16 protein-coding genes and 1 pseudogene are annotated in these 19,791 nt (G+C 50.6%); 5 read left to right on the forward strand and 12 right to left on the reverse strand.

Annotation, left to right across the window (positions count from 1 at the left end; translation table 11 throughout):
* Window positions 1-85 precede the first annotated feature (85 nt).
* The 4 genes and pseudogenes from LDL70_RS04710 to lptF all read right to left on the reverse strand — a co-directional run bounded on the left by LDL70_RS04710 (window position 86) and on the right by lptF (window position 6,467).
* Complete coding sequence (locus LDL70_RS04710) at window positions 86-988, reverse strand: SurA N-terminal domain-containing protein (RefSeq protein WP_370637804.1); 903 nt, start codon at window positions 986-988, stop codon at window positions 86-88.
* Window positions 989-1,810: 822 nt separating this feature from the next.
* A pseudogene (locus LDL70_RS04715) lies at window positions 1,811-4,018 on the reverse strand (LPS-assembly protein LptD); the annotation flags it as partial.
* A gap of 158 nt (window positions 4,019-4,176) precedes the next feature.
* Window positions 4,177-5,265, reverse strand: a complete 1,089-nt coding sequence (lptG, locus tag LDL70_RS04720) for an LPS export ABC transporter permease LptG (RefSeq protein ID WP_225687496.1) — start codon at window positions 5,263-5,265, stop codon at window positions 4,177-4,179.
* Window positions 5,262-6,467 carry an LPS export ABC transporter permease LptF gene (lptF, locus tag LDL70_RS04725; RefSeq protein ID WP_225687498.1) on the reverse strand — a complete coding sequence of 402 codons (1,206 nt, stop codon included), beginning with the start codon at window positions 6,465-6,467 and terminating at the stop codon, window positions 5,262-5,264. Before lptF ends, lptG begins: the two co-directional genes overlap by 4 nt.
* Window positions 6,468-6,747: 280 nt before the next feature.
* On the opposite strand from lptF, the gene LDL70_RS04730 reads away from it, so the two are divergent.
* From LDL70_RS04730 to LDL70_RS04745, 4 genes are all read left to right on the forward strand, one after another.
* Entirely contained in the window at window positions 6,748-8,235 is a 1,488-nt protein-coding gene (locus LDL70_RS04730; RefSeq protein WP_221720845.1) for a leucyl aminopeptidase, read from the forward strand.
* 331 nt (window positions 8,236-8,566) lie between these two features.
* Entirely contained in the window at window positions 8,567-9,172 is a 606-nt protein-coding gene (locus LDL70_RS04735; protein WP_075654635.1) for a hypothetical protein, read from the forward strand.
* A 128-nt stretch (window positions 9,173-9,300) separates the two neighbouring features.
* Window positions 9,301-9,750, forward strand: a complete 450-nt coding sequence (locus LDL70_RS04740; RefSeq protein WP_225687500.1) for a DNA polymerase III subunit chi — start codon at window positions 9,301-9,303, stop codon at window positions 9,748-9,750.
* Window positions 9,750-10,304, forward strand: a complete 555-nt coding sequence (locus LDL70_RS04745) for a hypothetical protein (RefSeq protein ID WP_225687502.1) — start codon at window positions 9,750-9,752, stop codon at window positions 10,302-10,304. Before LDL70_RS04740 ends, LDL70_RS04745 begins: the two co-directional genes overlap by 1 nt.
* Before the next feature lie 68 nt (window positions 10,305-10,372).
* On the opposite strand, the gene abc-f is transcribed toward LDL70_RS04745, so the two are convergent.
* On the reverse strand, window positions 10,373-12,280 hold the full coding sequence (gene abc-f / locus LDL70_RS04750) for a ribosomal protection-like ABC-F family protein (protein WP_225687504.1): 1,908 nt from the start codon (window positions 12,278-12,280) through the stop codon (window positions 10,373-10,375).
* Between the two features lie 77 nt (window positions 12,281-12,357).
* The gene (locus LDL70_RS04755) at window positions 12,358-12,870 is read right to left on the reverse strand and encodes a DinB family protein (RefSeq protein ID WP_225688391.1); all 513 of its coding nucleotides are present in this window, start codon (window positions 12,868-12,870) and stop codon (window positions 12,358-12,360) included.
* A 355-nt stretch (window positions 12,871-13,225) separates the two neighbouring features.
* Here LDL70_RS04755 and ndk point away from each other — a divergent pair, with 355 nt between their 5' ends.
* Complete coding sequence (gene ndk / locus LDL70_RS04760) at window positions 13,226-13,648, forward strand: nucleoside-diphosphate kinase (RefSeq protein ID WP_075654638.1); 423 nt, start codon at window positions 13,226-13,228, stop codon at window positions 13,646-13,648.
* Window positions 13,649-13,770: 122 nt separating this feature from the next.
* Here the strand turns inward: ndk and LDL70_RS04765 are convergent, their stop codons facing one another.
* From LDL70_RS04765 to LDL70_RS04790, 6 genes are all read right to left on the reverse strand, one after another.
* Window positions 13,771-14,565 carry an META domain-containing protein gene (locus tag LDL70_RS04765; protein WP_075654639.1) on the reverse strand — a complete coding sequence of 265 codons (795 nt, stop codon included), beginning with the start codon at window positions 14,563-14,565 and terminating at the stop codon, window positions 13,771-13,773.
* 566 nt (window positions 14,566-15,131) lie between these two features.
* Entirely contained in the window at window positions 15,132-15,608 is a 477-nt protein-coding gene (locus LDL70_RS04770) for a molybdenum cofactor biosynthesis protein MoaE (protein WP_225687506.1), read from the reverse strand.
* A 4-nt stretch (window positions 15,609-15,612) separates the two neighbouring features.
* Complete coding sequence (moaD, locus tag LDL70_RS04775) at window positions 15,613-15,870, reverse strand: molybdopterin converting factor subunit 1 (protein WP_028233918.1); 258 nt, start codon at window positions 15,868-15,870, stop codon at window positions 15,613-15,615.
* A gap of 8 nt (window positions 15,871-15,878) precedes the next feature.
* Window positions 15,879-16,457, reverse strand: coding sequence for a CDP-diacylglycerol--glycerol-3-phosphate 3-phosphatidyltransferase (pgsA, locus tag LDL70_RS04780; protein ID WP_022712159.1), 579 nt, complete (start codon window positions 16,455-16,457; stop codon window positions 15,879-15,881).
* Between the two features lie 251 nt (window positions 16,458-16,708).
* Window positions 16,709-18,805 carry an excinuclease ABC subunit UvrC gene (gene uvrC / locus LDL70_RS04785; RefSeq protein ID WP_370637773.1) on the reverse strand — a complete coding sequence of 699 codons (2,097 nt, stop codon included), beginning with the start codon at window positions 18,803-18,805 and terminating at the stop codon, window positions 16,709-16,711.
* Window positions 18,802-19,584, reverse strand: coding sequence for an SDR family oxidoreductase (locus LDL70_RS04790; RefSeq protein ID WP_225687508.1), 783 nt, complete (start codon window positions 19,582-19,584; stop codon window positions 18,802-18,804). Before LDL70_RS04790 ends, uvrC begins: the two co-directional genes overlap by 4 nt.
* Window positions 19,585-19,791 lie beyond the last annotated feature (207 nt).

The raw sequence follows: 19,791 nt of genomic DNA on the forward strand, positions 1-19,791 counted from the left end.
TTCTGCTGTGTAATGAGGCCGTAAACAGAAAAATACTTAAATCAGATCAGCCACGCAGAATAATCTCTGCGTGGCTTTTTCAGGTTTAGCGATTAACGATTTTCGCTTTTTCGCGCAGTTCTTTGACATATTTCTTGCTGATTTCTTCAGCTTTCTTTTCCTGATCCGCATTGCTGCCGGTGCCTTCCATGGAGAAGGTCAGCTGTGCAACACGGTCATCCGATACAGTGCGCTTGGCACAGACGGCGAGGAATTCAACGCCTTTATCAGTATCCTGAACCGCTGTCGGACGGCCTACAGCTGTTGCTTTCAACTGTTTTGACCATTCCGGCGGTAATTGCAGTTCCAGATGCTTGCCGAGATCACGCACGGTCACATCCAGCATGCCCTTGGTCTGGGAACGTGTTGTTTCACAGCTGGAGAAGCGGTTGCGCAGAGCATTGGCTTCGGAACGGCGTTTCGCCATTGTGCCTGCCGAGCGGCTGGCGGCCGGTACAACGAAAATCACCTGCTGCAATGTATATTCACTGGTTGAAGGCTTTTTACCGCCATCCTTCAGCATGCGCTGAACAGCATCCTGCTCGCTCATCATGCCTTCGGAGCGGAAGCGGGCACCAATCGCACGGCTCCAGCCCATCTGCACCATGATAAAGGTTTTAAAATGCTTCGGCGTGATACCGGCCTGATTCATCAGCTGGTTAAGTTGCGCAACGCTCATTTTGTTACGCGAGGCAAAGCCTGCATAGGCAGTTTCAATTTCCTGATCCGAAACGACAATGCCGCGTGATTTCATTTCCACACGCTTGAGCATTTCTTCAACCAGCTCATCCTGAGCCTGCTTGTTGAGATTGCCGCCGCGGCGCTGCAATTTAAGGAAGGCAGCGCGGTTCGCAATGTCCACATTGGTAATCGGGTTGCTGTTGACGATCACTTTAATTTCGGCAGCTTTGGCAGTGCCGGTAAATTCCGTCATACTCAAAGCCGTCATTGCAACAGTACCGGCAAACACAGCAGCCAGAATGCGTTTATTAAAATTCATGCTCATAGTAGCAAATTTCATACCTGGTTTCCCGTTCCGTGCCTCAGGACGTGATCGTCTCCTGATAGGGAGAAGTAATAGATAAAATGACTTCTGTTGTCACATCCTGTCAGGATTTTCATTCTTGTATAGATGAGCAGTTGCAGTGAAACAATCTCTCATCTGTTTAAGAATGCATGAAAACAGCGAATTTCGACCCCGTTTATACCCGCTCTTATCTAAAACTACGCAGACAATCTTTATTCTCCACAGTCAAAGCCTGTGTGATTGCTGCCATTATCCCCTGTTTGCATTGCTGTATTCCGATATACAGATGCGCTCCGAATGAGAATTAGAGCATTTCACAGTCAAGTTGGATCAACTTGACGCCCGTGATAATGCGACCAAATAAAGAATCTAGAGCGAGCGCTATGATCTAATCTGGACGTAAACCGCTCTAGAGTGTAAATCGTACGATTTTATGATGCGTTTGCGAAATAATCTGCGTGCAAAACGCAGGTTCAGAGCGGTTCCTGTTAATATTGAGCCGGTAGAACCGCTCGATCTCTTTGTTTTCACGCATGTCGTTATAGGAAAACCGGTGCACGCTTTTTCGCGACATGCTCTGAAGCATTTCACAGTCAAGTTGGATCAACTTGACGCCCGTGATAATGCGACCAAATAAAGAATTTAGAGCGAGCGCTATGATCCAATCTGAACGTAAACCGCTCTGGATAAAATTACGGCCCGCATAAAGCAGGCCGTAATATAATTTCTGATTGTCAAACGGGCTTAGAATGAACTGCCCAGATCGCCCAATGTACGGAAGGAAATATTGAAGCCGACCGAATGGGAAATCTTGTCCTGACCCGGACTGCGTGTCTGAATATAGGCCATCGAATAGGTGAAGCACTCATCATCATAGGCCAGACCGGACTGAGCACGTACCAGAGTTTCTGATACGATATCATAGGTACCGGAACCAAACACACGCCAGTTTTCTTTGAAACGTGTTGAGGCGCTCAGGCTGACTTCCTGACGGTCATTCGCATAGCCATAATCCGGCTGCTTGGCAATATAAGCATATTTAACCGAGGCCTGAACAATCTGTCCGCTGTGGCTGGCTTCCACTTCACCGCGTTTGACATCGAAATTATCTTTGTCAAAGCGTCCGCGTGCAGCAAAAGCGAGGCCGGAATTGTTGGACATACCAAGCATTGCAACATAGTCAGAACGCTTGCCTTCAAGACCGGAATCCGCACCGGCACCGGCAAAGTCGCTTTCGGCAAAGGAGTTCAGGCCACCCAGCTGGAAGGACTGACCGGCAAGACCATGGATGGACCAGCCATTATTCATATTGCCGGAATAGCGCAGACCAAGATTGGCGCGAGTACCGCCTTCAACACGGTCGTAACCGGAGAACTTGTCGCGCTGGAAAAGACTGGTCGCATCAAAGACAAAGCTCTGTGCATCTTCATTCGGCAGACGACCGGCATAAGGCTCGTCATTACGAACAAAAATCTGCGCTGTCGGTTCCAGCACCTGTGTCATGCTGGTTGTGGAGAACAGGATCGGCCAGCGAACTTCCAGACCAGCAGTCGCCATACCACGGAAAGCCTGCGAACGGATTTCATTCACAGTGCCGAATGTGTCATTGGTGCTAATACCAATCGCATCGCCACGCAGAGCGAGGAGAGGGGTAATGACCAGACCCTGTTCGGTGATGAAAGTCCGTTTCCATTCTGCTTCTGTCGTCAGACGGGCACTGGTGCCCTTCATGCCATTCAGGAAGCGGGCAGCGCCGTTCTGATAAATCGTATCAGATGTTTCGCGATAAATGCCCTGCAGATTGCTGGTAATGGTCAGTTCGCCGCCATAGACAGAACCCGGAACAGTATAGAGGTAATCAACACTTGGCAGTACCCAAGGCTGTTTTGAATCAACAGCATAAGGCGAATTTGTATTCGGATTAACGATATCGTTCAGCACATCTTCCTGCACTTTGAACTTGTACAGGTTAATATCAAGATGGTTGCGACCGGATATACCGCGCAAATAGACATTGGATGTCAGCGATTCACCGCTATAGCCGCCGATTTTATAGGTACGGCTGAAATTCTTGTCGGTCTGGGCGATAACATCCCAACCAAAGCTCCAGCGCGGATTGATTTTGAAATCACCTTTGGAGGCAACCATGCCGCGGAAACGCTCTTGCGCATCAACTGTTGCGGAGCCAAACTCTCCCGGCTTCGCCTGATAAATACCCGCTACACGGATATTATAAGAGCCGTTTTCAAGACGGTGACGCCATTCGGTTTCACTTAAGAAGCCCTGTTTTGTCAGGCCTGTACCATAAGTGGTGATGTCATAATTCGGAGCCAAATTCCAGAAATAGCCCACCCGCATACCGAAACCCAGCTCGTCTTTATAGAGGAAGCTCGGGAACAGGAAGCCGCTCTTGCGCTTGATGGTCGGGTCAGCAATTTCGAAAGCAGGCAGGGCAAAAAGCGACTTGCCGAACATTTCAAAACGGCCGCCTTCAAAGCGGACAGTTTTCTTGGTGCCGTTCCAGATAATTTTTTTGGCTTTAACCTGCCAGAGAACCGGCTTGCTCGGATCTTTTTCACAGGCACGGCAGGCGGTGTAAACGCCATTATTAAATGTGGTGATTTCACCGAGACTGCGTTCCGCGCTTTCCGCTGCAAAACGTGTGTCATCAACGGTTTCAACGCGCAGGCCGTTTACAAAGCCATCGCGGAAATCATCGGTTACATCGATTTCATCCGAATAGATGCGGTTGCCGTCTTTTTCGACAATTTCAACATTGCCTTTAGCAACCATGCGTTTGGTTTTTTGGTTGTAGACAACCTGACGTGCAACCAGACGGTTACCGTCATATTCAATCTGAACATTGCCCGCTGCGGTGACTGTATTCTGATCGCGGTCGACAATCAGATTGTCTGCCTGCAGCAGCATCTTGGCATCAGGATTGGTCTGATACTGGCTACCGAAGTCGTCAGAAGGCGCTGCTTCCTGACTGTAAGCCACGGAAGACATAGAAATGATCACAGAGGTGGAAAAAATGCACGCCAGAGCTGTCCCGCGTGCAAGACGCGTGAAGTACTCAGATACTACCGTGCGGGAGCTACTCAATCCCACTAACCATCCTCCTTATGGAGCAAAAAGGAGATTCCAAAAAATGTTGCAATCAATACCGGTACCCATGCCGCTACAAATGGCGGCACGAATCCTGCCGTGCCAAAGGCTTTGGCAAGTACAGTTACGACATAAAGCACGAACCCGGCAATGATGCCACCCAGAATCATTGCTCCGGACTGGCCGGAACGCACAAATTTTAATGAGACTGTTGCAGCAATCAGCGTCATGGCCATCAAAAGAGCAGGCAAAGCCAGCAAAGACTGGAACTGCATGTCAAAAGCGGTGGCCGAAAAGCCGAAAGAGCGGGCGACTTCAATCTTACGGGGCAATTGCACGAATGGAATCGTGTCGGGCGAAGAAAGTTTTTCTTCGAGAAATTCCGGTTTTAACTGGGTCGGAATCTTTGTGGATAAAAGTTCTTTAGGTTCCTGACCTTCGACAATATGGGTCACATTGGTCAGGTTCCAGTAACCGTCTTCCAGCTGAGCATCGCGGGCGTCAAAACGCTCTTTGATTGTCTTGTCTTCATTGAAGACGAAGAAGCTGACACCGGTCAGATGCGTTCCCTGTGCGAGAATGCCCTTGGCGCCGATAATGGTTTCCTGTTCATCAAATTTCTGGCGCAGCCATGGATCGCGCAGCGCTGTAGCCTGATTAACATTGCCGTTTTGCCAGCGCGTGCTGATTTCCAGCGATTTTTCAAAGCCATAAGCCGCAAGCGGATTAATGATGAAAATGGTGATGAGGCCGAACAGGAAGGCACCAAGACAGGCAGGCAGCAAAAACTGCCATGCGGAAACACCGACTGAACGCGCTACCACCAGTTCATAGCGGCGGTTCAGCGAAATCAGCGTGGCCATAGCAGAGAACAGCGCTACAAACGGAATAACCTGCTGCATGATGAAGGGAATGCGCATCGCGGAAAGCCCGAGTGCCGCCCATGCCGAATAATCGGGGAGGGTGGAGAGCTTGCTGGCATTTTCCGTAAAATCGAGCAGCAGCGACAATGCAAAAATACCCAGCAGAAAATACAGCGTGGTTTGCACATAGCGCATGAAAAAATAGCGTCCGAGCGTCCAGCCGATCATGACTGACCTCCTGATGTATTTTTCTTGCCGGCAAAGCGCTCATAAAGCGGACGCAGGCGGGCTGTTAATTGTTCGCTTATGTCCTGAATCCTGTCCGACCATGAGGTTGGCAGGCTGAGTGAGCGTCCGCTGAACAATGCATAGAGGCAGACCGCAATGACACCGAGCGGAATAAGATACATGACCGGCACATAGCTCAGGTTCTTCTCAGCGCGGTCAGACACAAAATATCCGGCCCAATAGACGATCAGTGACAGCGAGATCGCCGAGAAGGAAGCGGAAACTCGCGCTTCACGATGGGAACGCGCATCGCCAGCCAGAACCAGAGCAATCATGGCGAAAACGAAAGGATAAAGCCAGTTTGTCAGACGTTTATGCAGCTCCGCGCGATATTGCAGCGGTCTGGTCTGAAAAATCGGGTCATTCTTGTCCGGATTGATGAGATAGGACAGGTGACGGTCTTTGGCATAAAGAACCATATCACCGCCTGTATCTGTGAACTGGCTCAGGTCAAAAGCATATTGATCAAATTTGATGATGGAAACATTGCCGGTTTTAACTTCACGGCGCTGAATCTCACCATTATTCATCAGCAGAACATCATTGCCATTATTATTGGCGATAGCGCCATCCAGCGCATAATAAACCAGATCCGTGTTGGCGTCGCGGGAATCGGCGATGAACATGCCGCCGATGCTGCCGTCTGATTTACGCTCGGCAATCTGCACATAGAGATTATCGGACAATCTGCGGAAACTGCCTTCCTGCACAACCACATTGATCAGATCAGCACTCGCATTGGCCAGCATGGAACGCATATTATAGCGTGCATAGGGGTCAACGAAATTGGCAATCAGAAATGAGATAACCGCAAGCATGGCAGCAAACAGCAATACCGGCCGGATAACGGCCGTGCGCGGGCTGCCGGAGGCATTGATGACCACCAGTTCCGAATCCTGATTCATGGTGGAGAGTGTCTGCGTGATGGCAATCACCAGTGCAAACGGCATCACCAGAGGGATGACGGAGGGAATAAACAGCGAGAAAAACTGAATGGCTGATGCCAGAGACTGGCCGCTGGAAGTCAGGAAGTTGATGCGCTGCAATACCTGCACTGTCCACGTAATGCCGATGGCCGCGCAGAACACGGCCAGAAACATTATTCCCACGCGGCGCAGGATGTATCGCTCGATCAGTTTCATATGCTGAATTTACATCCTGAACCTTAGGGCTGAACCAGTTATTATCTGCCGGTTATACAAATTTGCTGACATCTTATAATCGTTTAAAGACGGCACGCAAACGCTTGTCATATAATCCGTGTTTATCATAATCGGGTCTTGGCTAAAAATAGACAAAGAAATTAGGTTAACAAAACACTTATTCGTCAGAGACGGTAATTTATGGCTTGTGGTTTGGTCTTGATAGAGCCACACAATGCATTTGAGTTATGCGACTCTGTTTTTACCTATTGGAGTTATTATGTCCAAAAATCCAGTCATCAAGTTCTCGAATTTTTCAGAAAAGCTGAAAGATGTCGTGATTGTACCCGTGAGCAAAGACGGTTCGGTTGCCGCACAGGCAAATCATGTTGGCGGCGAAGGTTTCGTTTCCGGCCTGATTACCAAAGCCGGTTTCAAGGGCAAACTTGGTGCAACGCTTGAAACTTACCTTGCTGACGGTGCAGGCGCAGAGCGTCTGGTTCTGGTTGGTATCGGCGATCCTGCCAAGCTGAAAAATGATGACTGGCTGAAAATCGGCGGCGCGGCATTCGCCAAAATCGGCAAATCCGCTGAAGCCAATGCAATTCTCGCAATTGACGGTCTGGAAATTCCGGCTGAAGCGGCTGCGGATTTTGCTCTGGGCGCACAACTGCGCGCTTATCGTTTTGACAAGTACAAAACCAAGAAAAGCGACGACAAAGCTGAGGCCAAAGACGTTAAGCTGACCATTCAGGTTGCTGATGCTGCCGCTGCTGAAAAAGCTTACGAAGCTGCAGCTGAAATTGGTGAAGGTGTGCTGCTGGCGCGCGATCTGGTCAATGAGCCTGCAAATGTGCTCGGCCCGGTTGAATTTGCTGCGGAAGCAGAAAAGCTTGAGAAACTTGGTGTTAAAATCACCATTCTCACCGAAAAAGAAATGAAAAAGCTCGGCATGGGCTCGCTGCTCGGCGTTGCTCAGGGTTCTGTCCGTCCGCCGCGTCTTGTGGTGATGGAATGGAACGGTGGCAAAGCCAAAGACAAACCGGTTGCTTTTGTCGGTAAGGGCGTTGTGTTCGATACCGGCGGTATCTCGATCAAGCCTGCGCTTGGTATGGAAGATATGAAGGGTGACATGGGCGGTGCAGCTGCTGTTACCGGTCTGATGCGCGCACTGGCCGGTCGTAAAGCTAAGGCCAATGTTATCGGCGTGATCGGTCTTGTGGAAAATATGCCGGATGGCAATGCACAGCGCCCGGGTGATATCGTCACCACCATGTCCGGTCAGACGATTGAAGTGATCAATACCGATGCGGAAGGCCGTCTGGTTCTGGCTGATGCACTATATTACACCGCCAAGACCCATAAGCCGCGCTTCATGATCAATCTGGCAACGCTGACCGGTGCGATTGTAATCGCTCTCGGCACCCAGCATGCTGGTCTGTTCTCCAATGATGATGAACTGGCAGAACAGCTGTTTGATGCCGGTCAGACCAGCGGTGAAAAGCTGTGGCGTATGCCGCTCACCAAGGAATATGACAAGATCATCGATTCCAAATTCGCAGATATGCGTAACTCGGCCGGTCGTCCTGCCGGTTCGATCACTGCGGCTCAGTTCCTGAAGCGTTTTGTCGGTGATACACCTTGGGCGCATCTGGATATTGCCGGTACTGCGATGGATTCACCTGCCAGCGAGTATAATGAATCCTGGGGTTCGGGCTTTGGTGTCCGTGTTCTGGATCGCCTCGTTCGCGATCATTACGAAGGCTGATAAGCAGTTATCCTGCCACATGATTGGGAAAGCCGGTGTTCGCACCGGCTTTTTTGTATTTTAAAGCATGTCGCGGAAAAGCTGATACCGGTTTTCCGATAGCGGCATGCGTAAAAGCAGGGAGGCTGGGCGCGTGCCAAGGCTTCAAGTAAACGCGATACGCTCCGGCGGAAATAAATACCTCAATAAAAATTGACCGGCGCAATATGAATTTTAATTGTGCGCAGCAACAAGAACTTGTTAAGATGTCACAAAATGTTCATTGAGATGCTGTGTCCGCCGGTTTTGGCACCCCTGAAGGACGGGCTGGCTGTTTATTCCGGATAAAATTGTGTTTCCATCTTATGCTTCGCGCAGTTTCATCAGTGCAATGCTGGTACTGCTTTTATTAAATGTTCTGTTCTTTTTCTTCGTGACGGATTTTGACAATCTTGTCGTCGAAATGGGAGAGGCCGGATTGCTCGAGAATTTGCAACTGGTTTATCTCGGTCTTGCCGCAATCGCGTTTTTCATCGGCGGCCTGCGCAGTGAGGGGCCTGCGCGAATGTTTGCAATCGGTATGTCCGTACTGATGTGGATTTTCTTCTTCCGTGAGTTTGAAATCGAGCCGACAGGGCCGGTGAGCAATTACATTAAATCCCATGCATTCCGCTGGCATGAGGCAATTATCGTCATCGCTTTCGCCGCTATTTATGTTTTCCGCCATTCAGATTATGTGCGCCCTGTATTGACCTTTGTTTTCAGCCGTAAAGCATGGCCTTTTTATCTGGCAGCCGCACTGATCGCTCTCGGCGAGGTTTTTGAGAAAATGCACGGGCTTGCCTTTAACGAGTTTCTGGAAGAAGCACTGGAAAGCCTGAGCTATTTTACGCTGTTGTGCCTTGGTGTGCGCAGCATCACTGCGCCGCAACAGGCACCCCGTTCTGCAACCGCCTGATTATAATCTCCGGTTTTTCTGTATGAGGCGGCCTGTCTGATCGACAGGCCGTTTTGTTTCTGGTTTAAGCTGTTATCCGGTATATATGAGATGCGAGAGGTAAGGGGCGCGGTTCCCTGCATTGGCTGATGGCGGAAATCCTGTTTTATCATCTGACTGAATCCGTTTTGGATGAAGCTTTGCCGGGGCTGGTTGACCGCTCGTTAGAGCGGGGCTGGCGTGTGACAATCCAGATGACATCGGAAGAGCGCCGCGATGAACTCGACCGCTTGCTGTGGACATGGAGCAATGCTTCATTTCTTGCCCATGGCACAGATGCGCAGCCCCATGCAGAACATCAGCCCGCCTTGCTCACAACCACCACGGATAATCTGAACGGCGCAACAGTGCGTTTTGTTGTGGAAGGCGCGGAAATTGTGGGTGCTGAGAACTATGATCGTCTGGTGGTGATGTTTGACGGACACGACGCTGCCCAGCTGACCAAAGCGCGTGAGCAATGGAAGAGCCTGAAAGCCGCAGGACATCAGCTGACCTATTGGCAGCAAAATGCAGACCGCCGCTGGGAGAAAAAAGCCTGATGCGTATTTTTTGTATTCTGCTGTTTCTCGTTGGTTTGGCGACCGGTGTGATCTGGCCGTGGGCGCAGCGTCATTTCGGCGGCGAGGAAATCGGCACATGGGTGCTCTATCAGCGCGAGGGCGGTTATCAGTCTGCGAAAGTACAATTGAAACCTGAAGATGCGCCATTGCGTATTTTTGTTGATGCGCAACCAATGCAGGGCGTAACCAGCGGACAAAAGCCGTCAGTGCTTAATCTGGCAGTGTCACGTGATGGTGTGCCGGTATTGGCCGAACGTCTCAGCTACAGCCCGAAAAGCGGTAATGAACAGCGTGATCTACCACAAAGCGGTGCTGTCATTCGTCAAAGCGCAAAAGATATGGAAACCTTACAGGCCGGCACTTATGAATTCAGCGTGCGGGCGGTGGAAGACGGCTTGTCGCTGACAAAAGCCGATCTGGTTTTGCGCCGTGGCGTACCTCCGGTAGATGAGAATATCACCATGATGGGCGTGGTGGTTATGGTGGCCGGTCTTTACGGATTTATGCGTACACGCAGACGGCAGAAAGCCTGAATTGTCCAATAATTAAGCCCGCCGTTTCACAGAACCGCGGGCTTAATCTTTATGGCTCAGATATGCTGTTAATCAGCCATTGCCTCTTCATATTCCGCAGAATAGGTCAGCCATTTTTCTTCAACGTCTGCCAGTTTGGTTTCAGCGGACTTCAGATCAATATTGAACTGCACGGCTTTCTGGGCATCCTTGGTATAAAGTTCAGGATCTTCCAGTTTGCCTTTCAGCGCCTGAATCTCTTTCTGCAGTTTTTGCATTAAAGACTCGGAATCATTAATCTTTTTCTGCAGCGGTTTAAGCTGTTCACGTTTCTGCGCAGCCTGTTTACGCTGATCTGCTTTGCTGAGTTTCGGCCCTTCATCGACCAGTGCAATATCTTGCACAAGCTCTGTGGTGCTGTTTGGCGTGCTTTTATCGCTCAGAACCAGAGAACGGTAATCATCCAGATCGCCGTCATAAGGTTTGACCGTGCCGTTACGCACCAGCCACAGCCGATCCATGGTCGCTTCGATAAGATGACGATCATGGGCTATGAGGATCACAGCGCCTTTGAAATCATTCAACGCATGAACCAGTTCTTCGCGGCTGTCGATATCCAGATGGTTGGTCGGCTCATCGAGGATCAGCAGGTTCGGACCATGGAAGGTCGCAAGCCCCATCAGCAAACGTGCTTTTTCACCACCGGAAAGCTCTTTAGCCTTGGTGAGCATCTTTTCCGTTGCCAGCCCCATCTGGGCGACACGGGCACGCACTTTGGCTTCCGGTGCATCCGGCATCAGCTTGCGCACATGCTCAATGGCATTGTCTTCCGGCACCAGATCATCAAGCTGATGCTGGGCGAAGAAGGCAACCTTCAGCGCTGGTGAAAGGGTCAGTGTACCGCCTTCCGGTTTCAGCCGTCCGGAGATCAGCTTGGCCAGAGTGGACTTACCGTTACCATTGGAGCCGAGCAGGGCAATGCGGTCATCATTATCAATACGCAGTGAAAGATTGCGCAGGATAGGCTTGCCGGTTTCATAGCCGACATCAGCATTTTCCAGCGCAATAATCGGCGAGGCCGCAATCTTCTCTGCTTCAGGAAAGCGGAATGGCTGCACATGCTCGTCATAATGCGCGGCAATCGGCTTCAGCTTTTGCAGAGCTTTCAGACGGGATTGTGCCTGACGTGCCTTGGAAGCCTTGGCGCGGAACCGCTCCACAAAGGATTCCATATGCTTGCGATGGGCTTCCTGCTTCACACGCTGTTTCTGCTGCAATTCCAGCATTTCGGCGCGCTGACGTTCAAACTGGTCGTAATTACCCTTCCAGAAAGTCAGCTTCTTATTTTCAAGATGCAAAATGGAACTGGTTGCCGAGTTCAGCAGATCGCGATCATGGCTGATGATGATGACAGTGTATGGGTAGCGCTTGATATAGTCGATCAGCCACAACACGCCTTCAAGGTCGAGATAGTTGGTTGGTTCGTCAAGCAGCAGCAGATCAGGCTGGGCAAACAGCACAGCCGCCAGAGCCACACGCATACGCCAACCGCCGGAGAAGGATGAAGCTGGGCGCAATTGCGCTTCCGCATCAAAACCCAGGCCGGAGAGAATGGCGCTGGCACGGGCTTCTGCTGAATGAGATTCAATATCGGCAAGACGGATATGAATTTCGGAGATACGTGCCGGATCAGTCGCCGTTTCGGCTTCCTGCAACAAGGCAAGGCGCTCTTTATCCGCTTTCAGAACAATCTCGATCAGAGACTCTTCTGTGCTTGGTGCTTCCTGCTCCACCTGACCGATACGGGTGTTTTTCGGGATGGAAATATCGCCGGTATCCGACGACAATTCACCGGTAATCACCTTGAACAGGGTCGACTTGCCGGTGCCGTTACGCCCGACAAAACCGGTCTTTGAACCAGATGGCAGTGTTGCACTGCCATGGTCGATGAGGACGCGTCCGACCATGCGGACGGTTATATCATTAAGGATCAACATAGAGCGGTTTTGCACGGGATATTGCAATTGTGCAAGAGGCAAAAACGTCCGGTTATGCTTGTGCTGAGACGGAAATATCAGACGAAGCGGCGGCCGGATTCCGATTTCTGGAAAATCATCATATCCAGTTCCGGTGCCGTATGTTTCAGCATGGTGAGTGCTGCATGAACCTGCCCGCGATAATGGGTCTGATGGTTGAGCATATGGGCAAGGGCAGGGGCAAGCCGCTGACTGATAGTGCGCATGTCGCTCATGTTGAGAAATACAAAACGCCCTGAAACCTCGGCAGGAGAAAGTCCCTCCAGCCATTCCAGAATACGCGTATCCTCCTGCAGACGGGCAGCGCGCAGGTCAGACAAAGCCAGATAAAGAATGGCATCAGGTGTTTTCGGGTGATCGCCTTCACCGGTAAAGCGCTTCATCCACAGGCGGTCATTGCCCAGCAGATGATTAAGCGTGGCATGGACGGATTTGTAATGCAGGCCTGCATCCTGCCGGTATTCACTTTCAGTCAAAGCCGCAACCGCGTCAAAAAGCTGTTTATTGGCCCAGCCATTATAGGCAGCAAGCATCAGAAAATGTTGCTTCATCATCAAGCTCTCATCAAAAACCAAAAACAGCAAAAGACAGCCCGTGCAACACAGAATCGCTGTTATTGTCATGAGCGCTGTTAACTATAACCTGTCTTTGCACTTATAGCAGGCTAAATCACTTTATTATCAGTGTCTTGTCATTCCATTGTATTATGTGAAAGCTATGTATGGCGGCGCAGCTAAAATGATGCTCAGTACGATGAGACAGGACTGAGTAAACAGAAACAGAATGAGGCGCGTTTTCACCGCACTTTCAGCAGCATTTTACAGCAGGTTTAATGATCTTATTTGACTGTAAAAGGCTGTGAGGGTATAGAACGGCACCTTTCCTCTAAATATATACAGGACAAAAATGGCCATCGAACGTACCTTTTCCATGATCAAGCCAGATGCAACCAAGCGCAACCTGACCGGTGCAATCACCGCCAAGCTCGAAGAAGCTGGTCTGCGTGTTGTTGCTTCCAAGCGCGTATGGATGAGCAAGCGCGAAGCTGAAGGCTTCTACGCAGTGCATGCAGCACGTCCTTTCTTCGGTGAGCTGGTTGAAACCATGACTTCCGGCCCGACAATCGTTCAGGTTCTGGAAGGCGAAAACGCAATCCTGAAAAACCGCGAAGTTATGGGCGCAACCAATCCGGCAGATGCTGCTGAAGGTACAATCCGTAAAACCTTCGCTCTGTCGATCGGTGAAAACTCGGTACACGGTTCCGATGCTCCTGAAACAGCTGCTCAGGAAATCACCTACTGGTTCTCTTCGACAGAAATCGTTGGCTAATTTATTTAGTCTTTGATTTAAAAAAGCGCTGCAGCAATGCGGCGCTTTTTTTATATGCAGAGATGTAAAAAAACGGGCACGCTTTTGAAAGCGTGCCCGTTTCAATTCAAAGATCAGACAAATCAGCTGTTATTGGCGAGACGGGCAAGCTCCAGCCCGTTATCTCCCAGCAGATAGAGTTTGCCGTTATTAATGCTGAACTGACGGGTCTGTTTCAGAACGTCAAGGAATTTGGTTTCCTGATCCATCAGGGCAGGCGGGCACTGCATGAATGTAGAGCCGATGGTACCGAAATTCAGCGCTTCACCGGTAATTGTTGCTTTGCCGAAATAACGGTTGCAACCGCCGGAGCCGGACACTTCGCCGCTCGGGGAAATTGACAGGGTTGTCTGGGCAAAATCAATTACACCGGCGCCACGGATATCCTCTGTGAGCCATTCATGATTTTCCAGTGTCAGCGGTGTTTGCAGGCTGGTATTTTTGCGCACATTGACAACGCGGATTTCATAGGCGCTGTCAAATTTTTCCGGATTGAACTCATGGCGTGTGTCATTGATGAACCACAGAGTGTCACCGGCGCTGATACGTGCCTGCAAGGCATAGGTATGCTTTGCAACGAGTTTGGAAGAATCGAATTTCAGTTCAAACGGAATTGGCGCGGATGGAATATTGCTGAGCTGCTGTTCGGCAATTACCTGAGCCGGCGCATCAGCGAGAGAAACATCAAGCAACTGCACATTCAACGTGGCCTCCGGAGGCAGGGCAATCCGCTCGCGATACATGACAGTGCCACGTATTGTTTTTTCAGATGCGATACTCTGCGTCGGCATGGTTGAGGAAAGGATCATTGCGCTGCCGCCTAAGACGGCCAGTCCTATCAGGGATGCAGCAATGATGCGCGCTTTACCAATCAACATATTCTGTCCTGTTTGTTGCACTGCCAGTTTAGACTCTCTCCGTTTTCCAGAAGTTGTCTGAGCTGACATTTTAACCGGCGGTATATTAACGCCAAATGACTAAACACATAATTTACGTTAAGTTTTAACCTTAACACGTGTTGTTATGTGGTTTTCCTCATTGTTTAGCTGCCGGAAATCTTCTTTGATCTGTTTTGGATAATGAAATTGCCGGACGACTAAAAATGCTCACCAGTCATTTAAACCGGTAATTCTGGAATCAATGCATATCCATGAGTCGTAAGTGCTCTCCGGACTATAGGATCAAATCCGGATAAAACACGAGTTGAATCATATAAATATGCTGTATCAGCTACTGCCCTGATTTTATGGTTTACTTATGGCAATGCAAGTCAGTGCAAATAATTTCACAGGATTGTAAAATATTCAAACGGGATTTTGGCTCAGGCAAAGCTGAGTTGTCTTAGAGCGCCGTGTGCCAGACTTGGCACACAAAGGTCGCTCTAATACTTTAAAATTAGAGCATAACTTTTCCTTAAACTGATCCAAGTTTAAGGGATTATGCTCTAATCCTGCCAGCGCTTCTTCATGTCTTCGTCGCTGGCTTTGGCTTTGACCCAGCCCGATTGCGGATCGCCATTCTCGGGAGCAGGGGTGATCAGATGTTCTTTCTTCCAGAAAGGCGCATCGCTCTTGAGATAATCCATCAGAAATTCTGCGGCTTCAAAGGCGGCCTGCCTGTGCTTGCTGGCTGTGGCGACAAACACAATCTGCTCACCGGCTTTGATGAGACCGCTGCGATGAACAATGGTAATGCCCTGTAGCGGCCAGTGTTGCACGGCATCGGCAGCAATACGCGCCAGCTGCGCTTCCGCCATGCCCGGATAGTGTTCAAGCTCCAGTGCCAGAAGTGTTTTATTCTCATCACGGCAAAAGCCGGTAAAACTGACAACCGCGCCGATATCTGTGCGCCCTTCAGTCATACGGACAGTAAGGGCAGCCGCATCAAAGTCATCCTGCGAGACAAGAATAGTCGGCTGCATTGCCTCAGCCTCCGGTCATTGGCGGGAACAGGGCAATCTCATGCGCACCGGCAATCGGCGTGTCATGCTCCACATGTTCCTGATTGATCGCTACGCGGATCACATCGGAAAAGCGCAAAGCATGCGCATAATTCTCATCAATGCCGGAAAGATGGCTCAGCAGGTCAGATACAGTTTTGACAGTCTGAGGCAGATCGAGACTCTCGTCAGATTTGCCGATCTGCTCCCGTACCCATGCAAAATATACCAGTTTGACTGTCATAACGGCCATCAGATCATGTGTTTGATACCGGCACGGAAATAGTCCCAACCGGTATAAAGAGTCAGAATTGCTGAAATCCACAGCAGGATCAGCCCTGTTTCCGTTGTATAAGGCAAGATTTTGTCACCGGCAGGGCCGGCAAGCAGAAAAGCCAGCGCAATCATCTGAATTGTGGTTTTCCATTTTGCCAGCTGCGAAACCGGCACACTGACTTTCAGATCCGCCAGATATTCACGCAAACCGGAAACCAGAATTTCACGGCAGAGGATGATAATCGCAGCCCAGAGCGTCCAGCCGGCAATAGTACCGTCGGCGGCCAGCAGCAGCAGAATTGCGGAAACCAGCAGCTTGTCTGCAATCGGGTCAAGCATACGGCCGATGCTGGATGTCTGTTTCCACATACGTGCCAGATAGCCGTCGAAGAAATCCGTGATGCTGGCGGCAGCAAATAGACCAAGCGCCCACCACCGCGCGGTGTCACTGCTCTTCAGATGGCCTTCGAGAAAGAAGCACAGAACCACAAGTGGCACAGCAACGATACGTGCGTAAGTAAGGATGTTGGGCAGTGATAATGTGTGTTTACTCATAGTCCCCTAAAACCCGTATTCTGGATAAGCGTGAGCGGGAAACCCACGACTGGAGAAGTAAGCCTTACGGCTCATGAAAATCTTTAGACGCACATCTTGTCCGAAAATAGTTCCACCACTTTCGGGATGTGTTTTACGCTACACGACAAATCATTGTCAGCTGGTTACCATCAATCCCGCAATAGGGTAAAAAGCAACACTCAGACCGGCTTTTTAAGGCTTATTATGTGCATATTGCGTCAGATAACCCATTATTGATCGCGGAAGTGGTCATAAATGGTCTGCGCCAGTGCTTCCGAGATGCCTTCAACCTTCATGAGATCTGCCAATGCTGCACCTGCAACGGCTTTTGCCGTGCCGAATTCATGCAGCAAAGCACGCTTGCGGGAAGGGCCGATACCGGCAATTTCATCCAGCGGACTTTTGATCATTTCTTTTTTGCGCTTTGCCCGATGGGTGCCGATGGCGAAACGGTGCGCTTCATCACGCATACGCTGAATGAAATAGAGCACCGGATCACGCGGCGGCAGGGTGAATGATGGTTTGCCGCTGACAAAGAACCGTTCACGTCCCGCATCGCGGTCTACACCTTTGGCGATACCGATGGATATGACTTTATCATTGATACCCAGCTGCGTGAGAATATCACGAACTGCACCGACTTGTCCCTGACCGCCATCAATCAGAATAACATCAGGCCAAGCCGGAAAACTGTCATCCGTAATGTCGTCTGCATCCGTTTCACTGTCCGCAGGTGCTTGAGGCGCCTGTGTCTCCAGCTCTTTCATATGATCTTTTATCAGCCTGCCAAAACGGCGCTCAATCACCTCGCGCATCATTCCGAAGTCATCGCCCGGTGTAATCTCCGTGGAGCGGATATTGAATTTGCGATACTGGTTTTTGACGAAACCATCCTGTCCGGCGACAATCATGCCGCCAACAGCATTGGTGCCCATGATGTGGGAGTTATCGTAAACCTCAATACGGCGCGGAATGCGCGGCAGTTCGAAAGTCTCGGCCATAGCTTTCAGCAGACGCGCCTGTGATGAGGTTTCGGCCAGCCTGCGTCCCAAGGTTTCGCGGGCATTGGTCATGGCGTGGTCGACGAGGTCTTTCTTTTCACCGCGCTGCGGCACATTGAGCGTCACACGACGTCCTGCAGAAGCCGACAGGGCGTCGCCCAGCAGTTCCTGTTCTTCCACCGTTTCAGACAGCAGGATCAGTTGCGGGCAGGGCTTGTTATCGTAAAACTGGGTGATGAAAGCACCAAGCACTTCCGCCGCCGACAGGGATGGGTCAGCCTTCGGGAAATAAGCGCGGTTGCCCCAGTTCTGGCCGGTGCGGAAGAAAAAGACCTGAATACAGGCCAGTCCGCCTTCCTGATGAATGGCAAAAACATCAGCCTCATCCACAGTTTGCGGATTGATACCCTGATGGGACTGGATATGGGACAAAGCCGACAACCGGTCGCGGAAAATAGCGGCGCGTTCAAAATCCAGCTCTTCAGCGGCGGCACTCATTGCATCACGCATCTGCTGCTGCACGGCTTTGCTGCGGCCGGAGAGAAAGGACTTCGCCTCCCGCACCAGTTCTGAATAATCTGCATCGCTGATTTCATGCGTGCAGGGGCCGGAACAGCGCTTGATCTGATGCAGCAGACAAGGGCGAGTGCGGCTCTCAAACATCGAGTCGGCGCAACTGCGCAAAAGAAAGGCACGCTCCAGCACATTAATCGTGCGTGTGACAGCACCGGCAGAGGCAAACGGACCGTAATATTCGCCTTTACGGGAGCGCGCGCCGCGATGCTTGAAAATACCGGGGGCACGGGTGTCGCCGGAAATCAGAATATAGGGAAAGGATTTATCATCCCGAAGCAGAACATTAAAACGCGGACGTAAGCGTTTGATGAGATTCGCTTCCAGCAGCAGTGCTTCTGTTTCCGTGCGGGTAACGACAAATTCCATAGTTGCCGTTTCGCGGATCATACGGGCAATGCGGTTGCTGTGTCCCTGACCCCGGGCATAATTGCTGACACGCTTCTTCAGGCTTTTGGCTTTGCCGACATAGAGCACGTCACCCTCACGGTTGAACATGCGGTAAACGCCGGGATTGTTCGGCAGTTTTTTCACAAAAGCATTGATGACATCCGGCCCGCTTAAATTCTGGGTTGATGCGTCAAACTCATCCAGCGCGGAATCCCAGCGGATATTGCTGGCCAGCGCAGATGCAGAGCTTGCCTCCTCGGGGAAGTTGTCTTCGTCATCTCCGGCATCATCTGTCAGTAAGACATCCTCATCCGGCTCCATGTCCGGATGGGCAATATCATTGCCGTTTATGCTTTGTGTCATTCCGAAATACCTGCAATATCCGGCGTTTCCCATGCCAGATGTTGTCCGCCGTCCAGCGCAATCATTTGCCCTGTGACGGACCGTGTTCTCCACAGATAGTCAATCGTCGCGGCAAATTCATCGAGCAGCGGTGCTTTTTTTAGCAGCACTGCATCAACCTGCTTTTCGAAATCTTCAATATGCTGTCTCTCGCTCGGCAATGTCGGACCGGGGCCGATTGCATTGACGCGGATTGCCGGTGCAAGCGCCTGTGCCAAAGTGCGTGTGGCTGTCCATAATGCGGTTTTGGACAGGGTATAGGAAATGAATTGCGGATTGAGCTTCCATACGCGCTGGTCGGTAATATTGACGATCAGCCCCTGTTTATCTTCCGGTAAAGCCTCGGCCATAGCCTGCGCCAGAAAGACCGGCGCTTTCAGATGTACGGCAAAATGACGATCCCACAGATCGTGGGTGAGGGTGCCGATACGGTCGTCTTCAAAAACGGAAGCATTATTGACCAGCAGCTCCACGGGGCCGAAATGCGCTGCCGCTTTGTCCATCAGCGTGGCTACCTGTGCATTGTCCGACAGGTCTGCGGTCACAATAGCGGCTTTGCCGCCTTTATCGCGGATGCGTTGCACCAATGCTTCTGCTTGTGTGGCGGAGCGGTTACAATGAATGATAACCGGATAGCCGCGTGTAGCCAGATCCTCAGTTATATGGCTGCCAATACGCTTTGCGCCGCCGGTAATCAGGGTGACGGGTAAAACCTCAGACATAGTCCGCTTGGCAGTCATCGGGGGCAGGCTCCTTTGGTTATGGCATATCCGGCGGGTGAAATGATTCTGACTTCATGTGCATGCAAATCAGCAAATATGATCGCATAGTATCATGGAATAACCTGTTTTAGCGTGAAGGAAAAATGCCTGACAAAAAATCTGTAGAAGATAGGCTGCGGCTTGCATCTGAGGCTGAAGTTTTTGTAGCTTGCAATACTATTCAAA

This window comes from Pseudochrobactrum sp. XF203, assembly GCF_020341615.1.
Taxonomy (GTDB): Bacteria; Pseudomonadota; Alphaproteobacteria; order Rhizobiales; family Rhizobiaceae; genus Pseudochrobactrum; species Pseudochrobactrum saccharolyticum.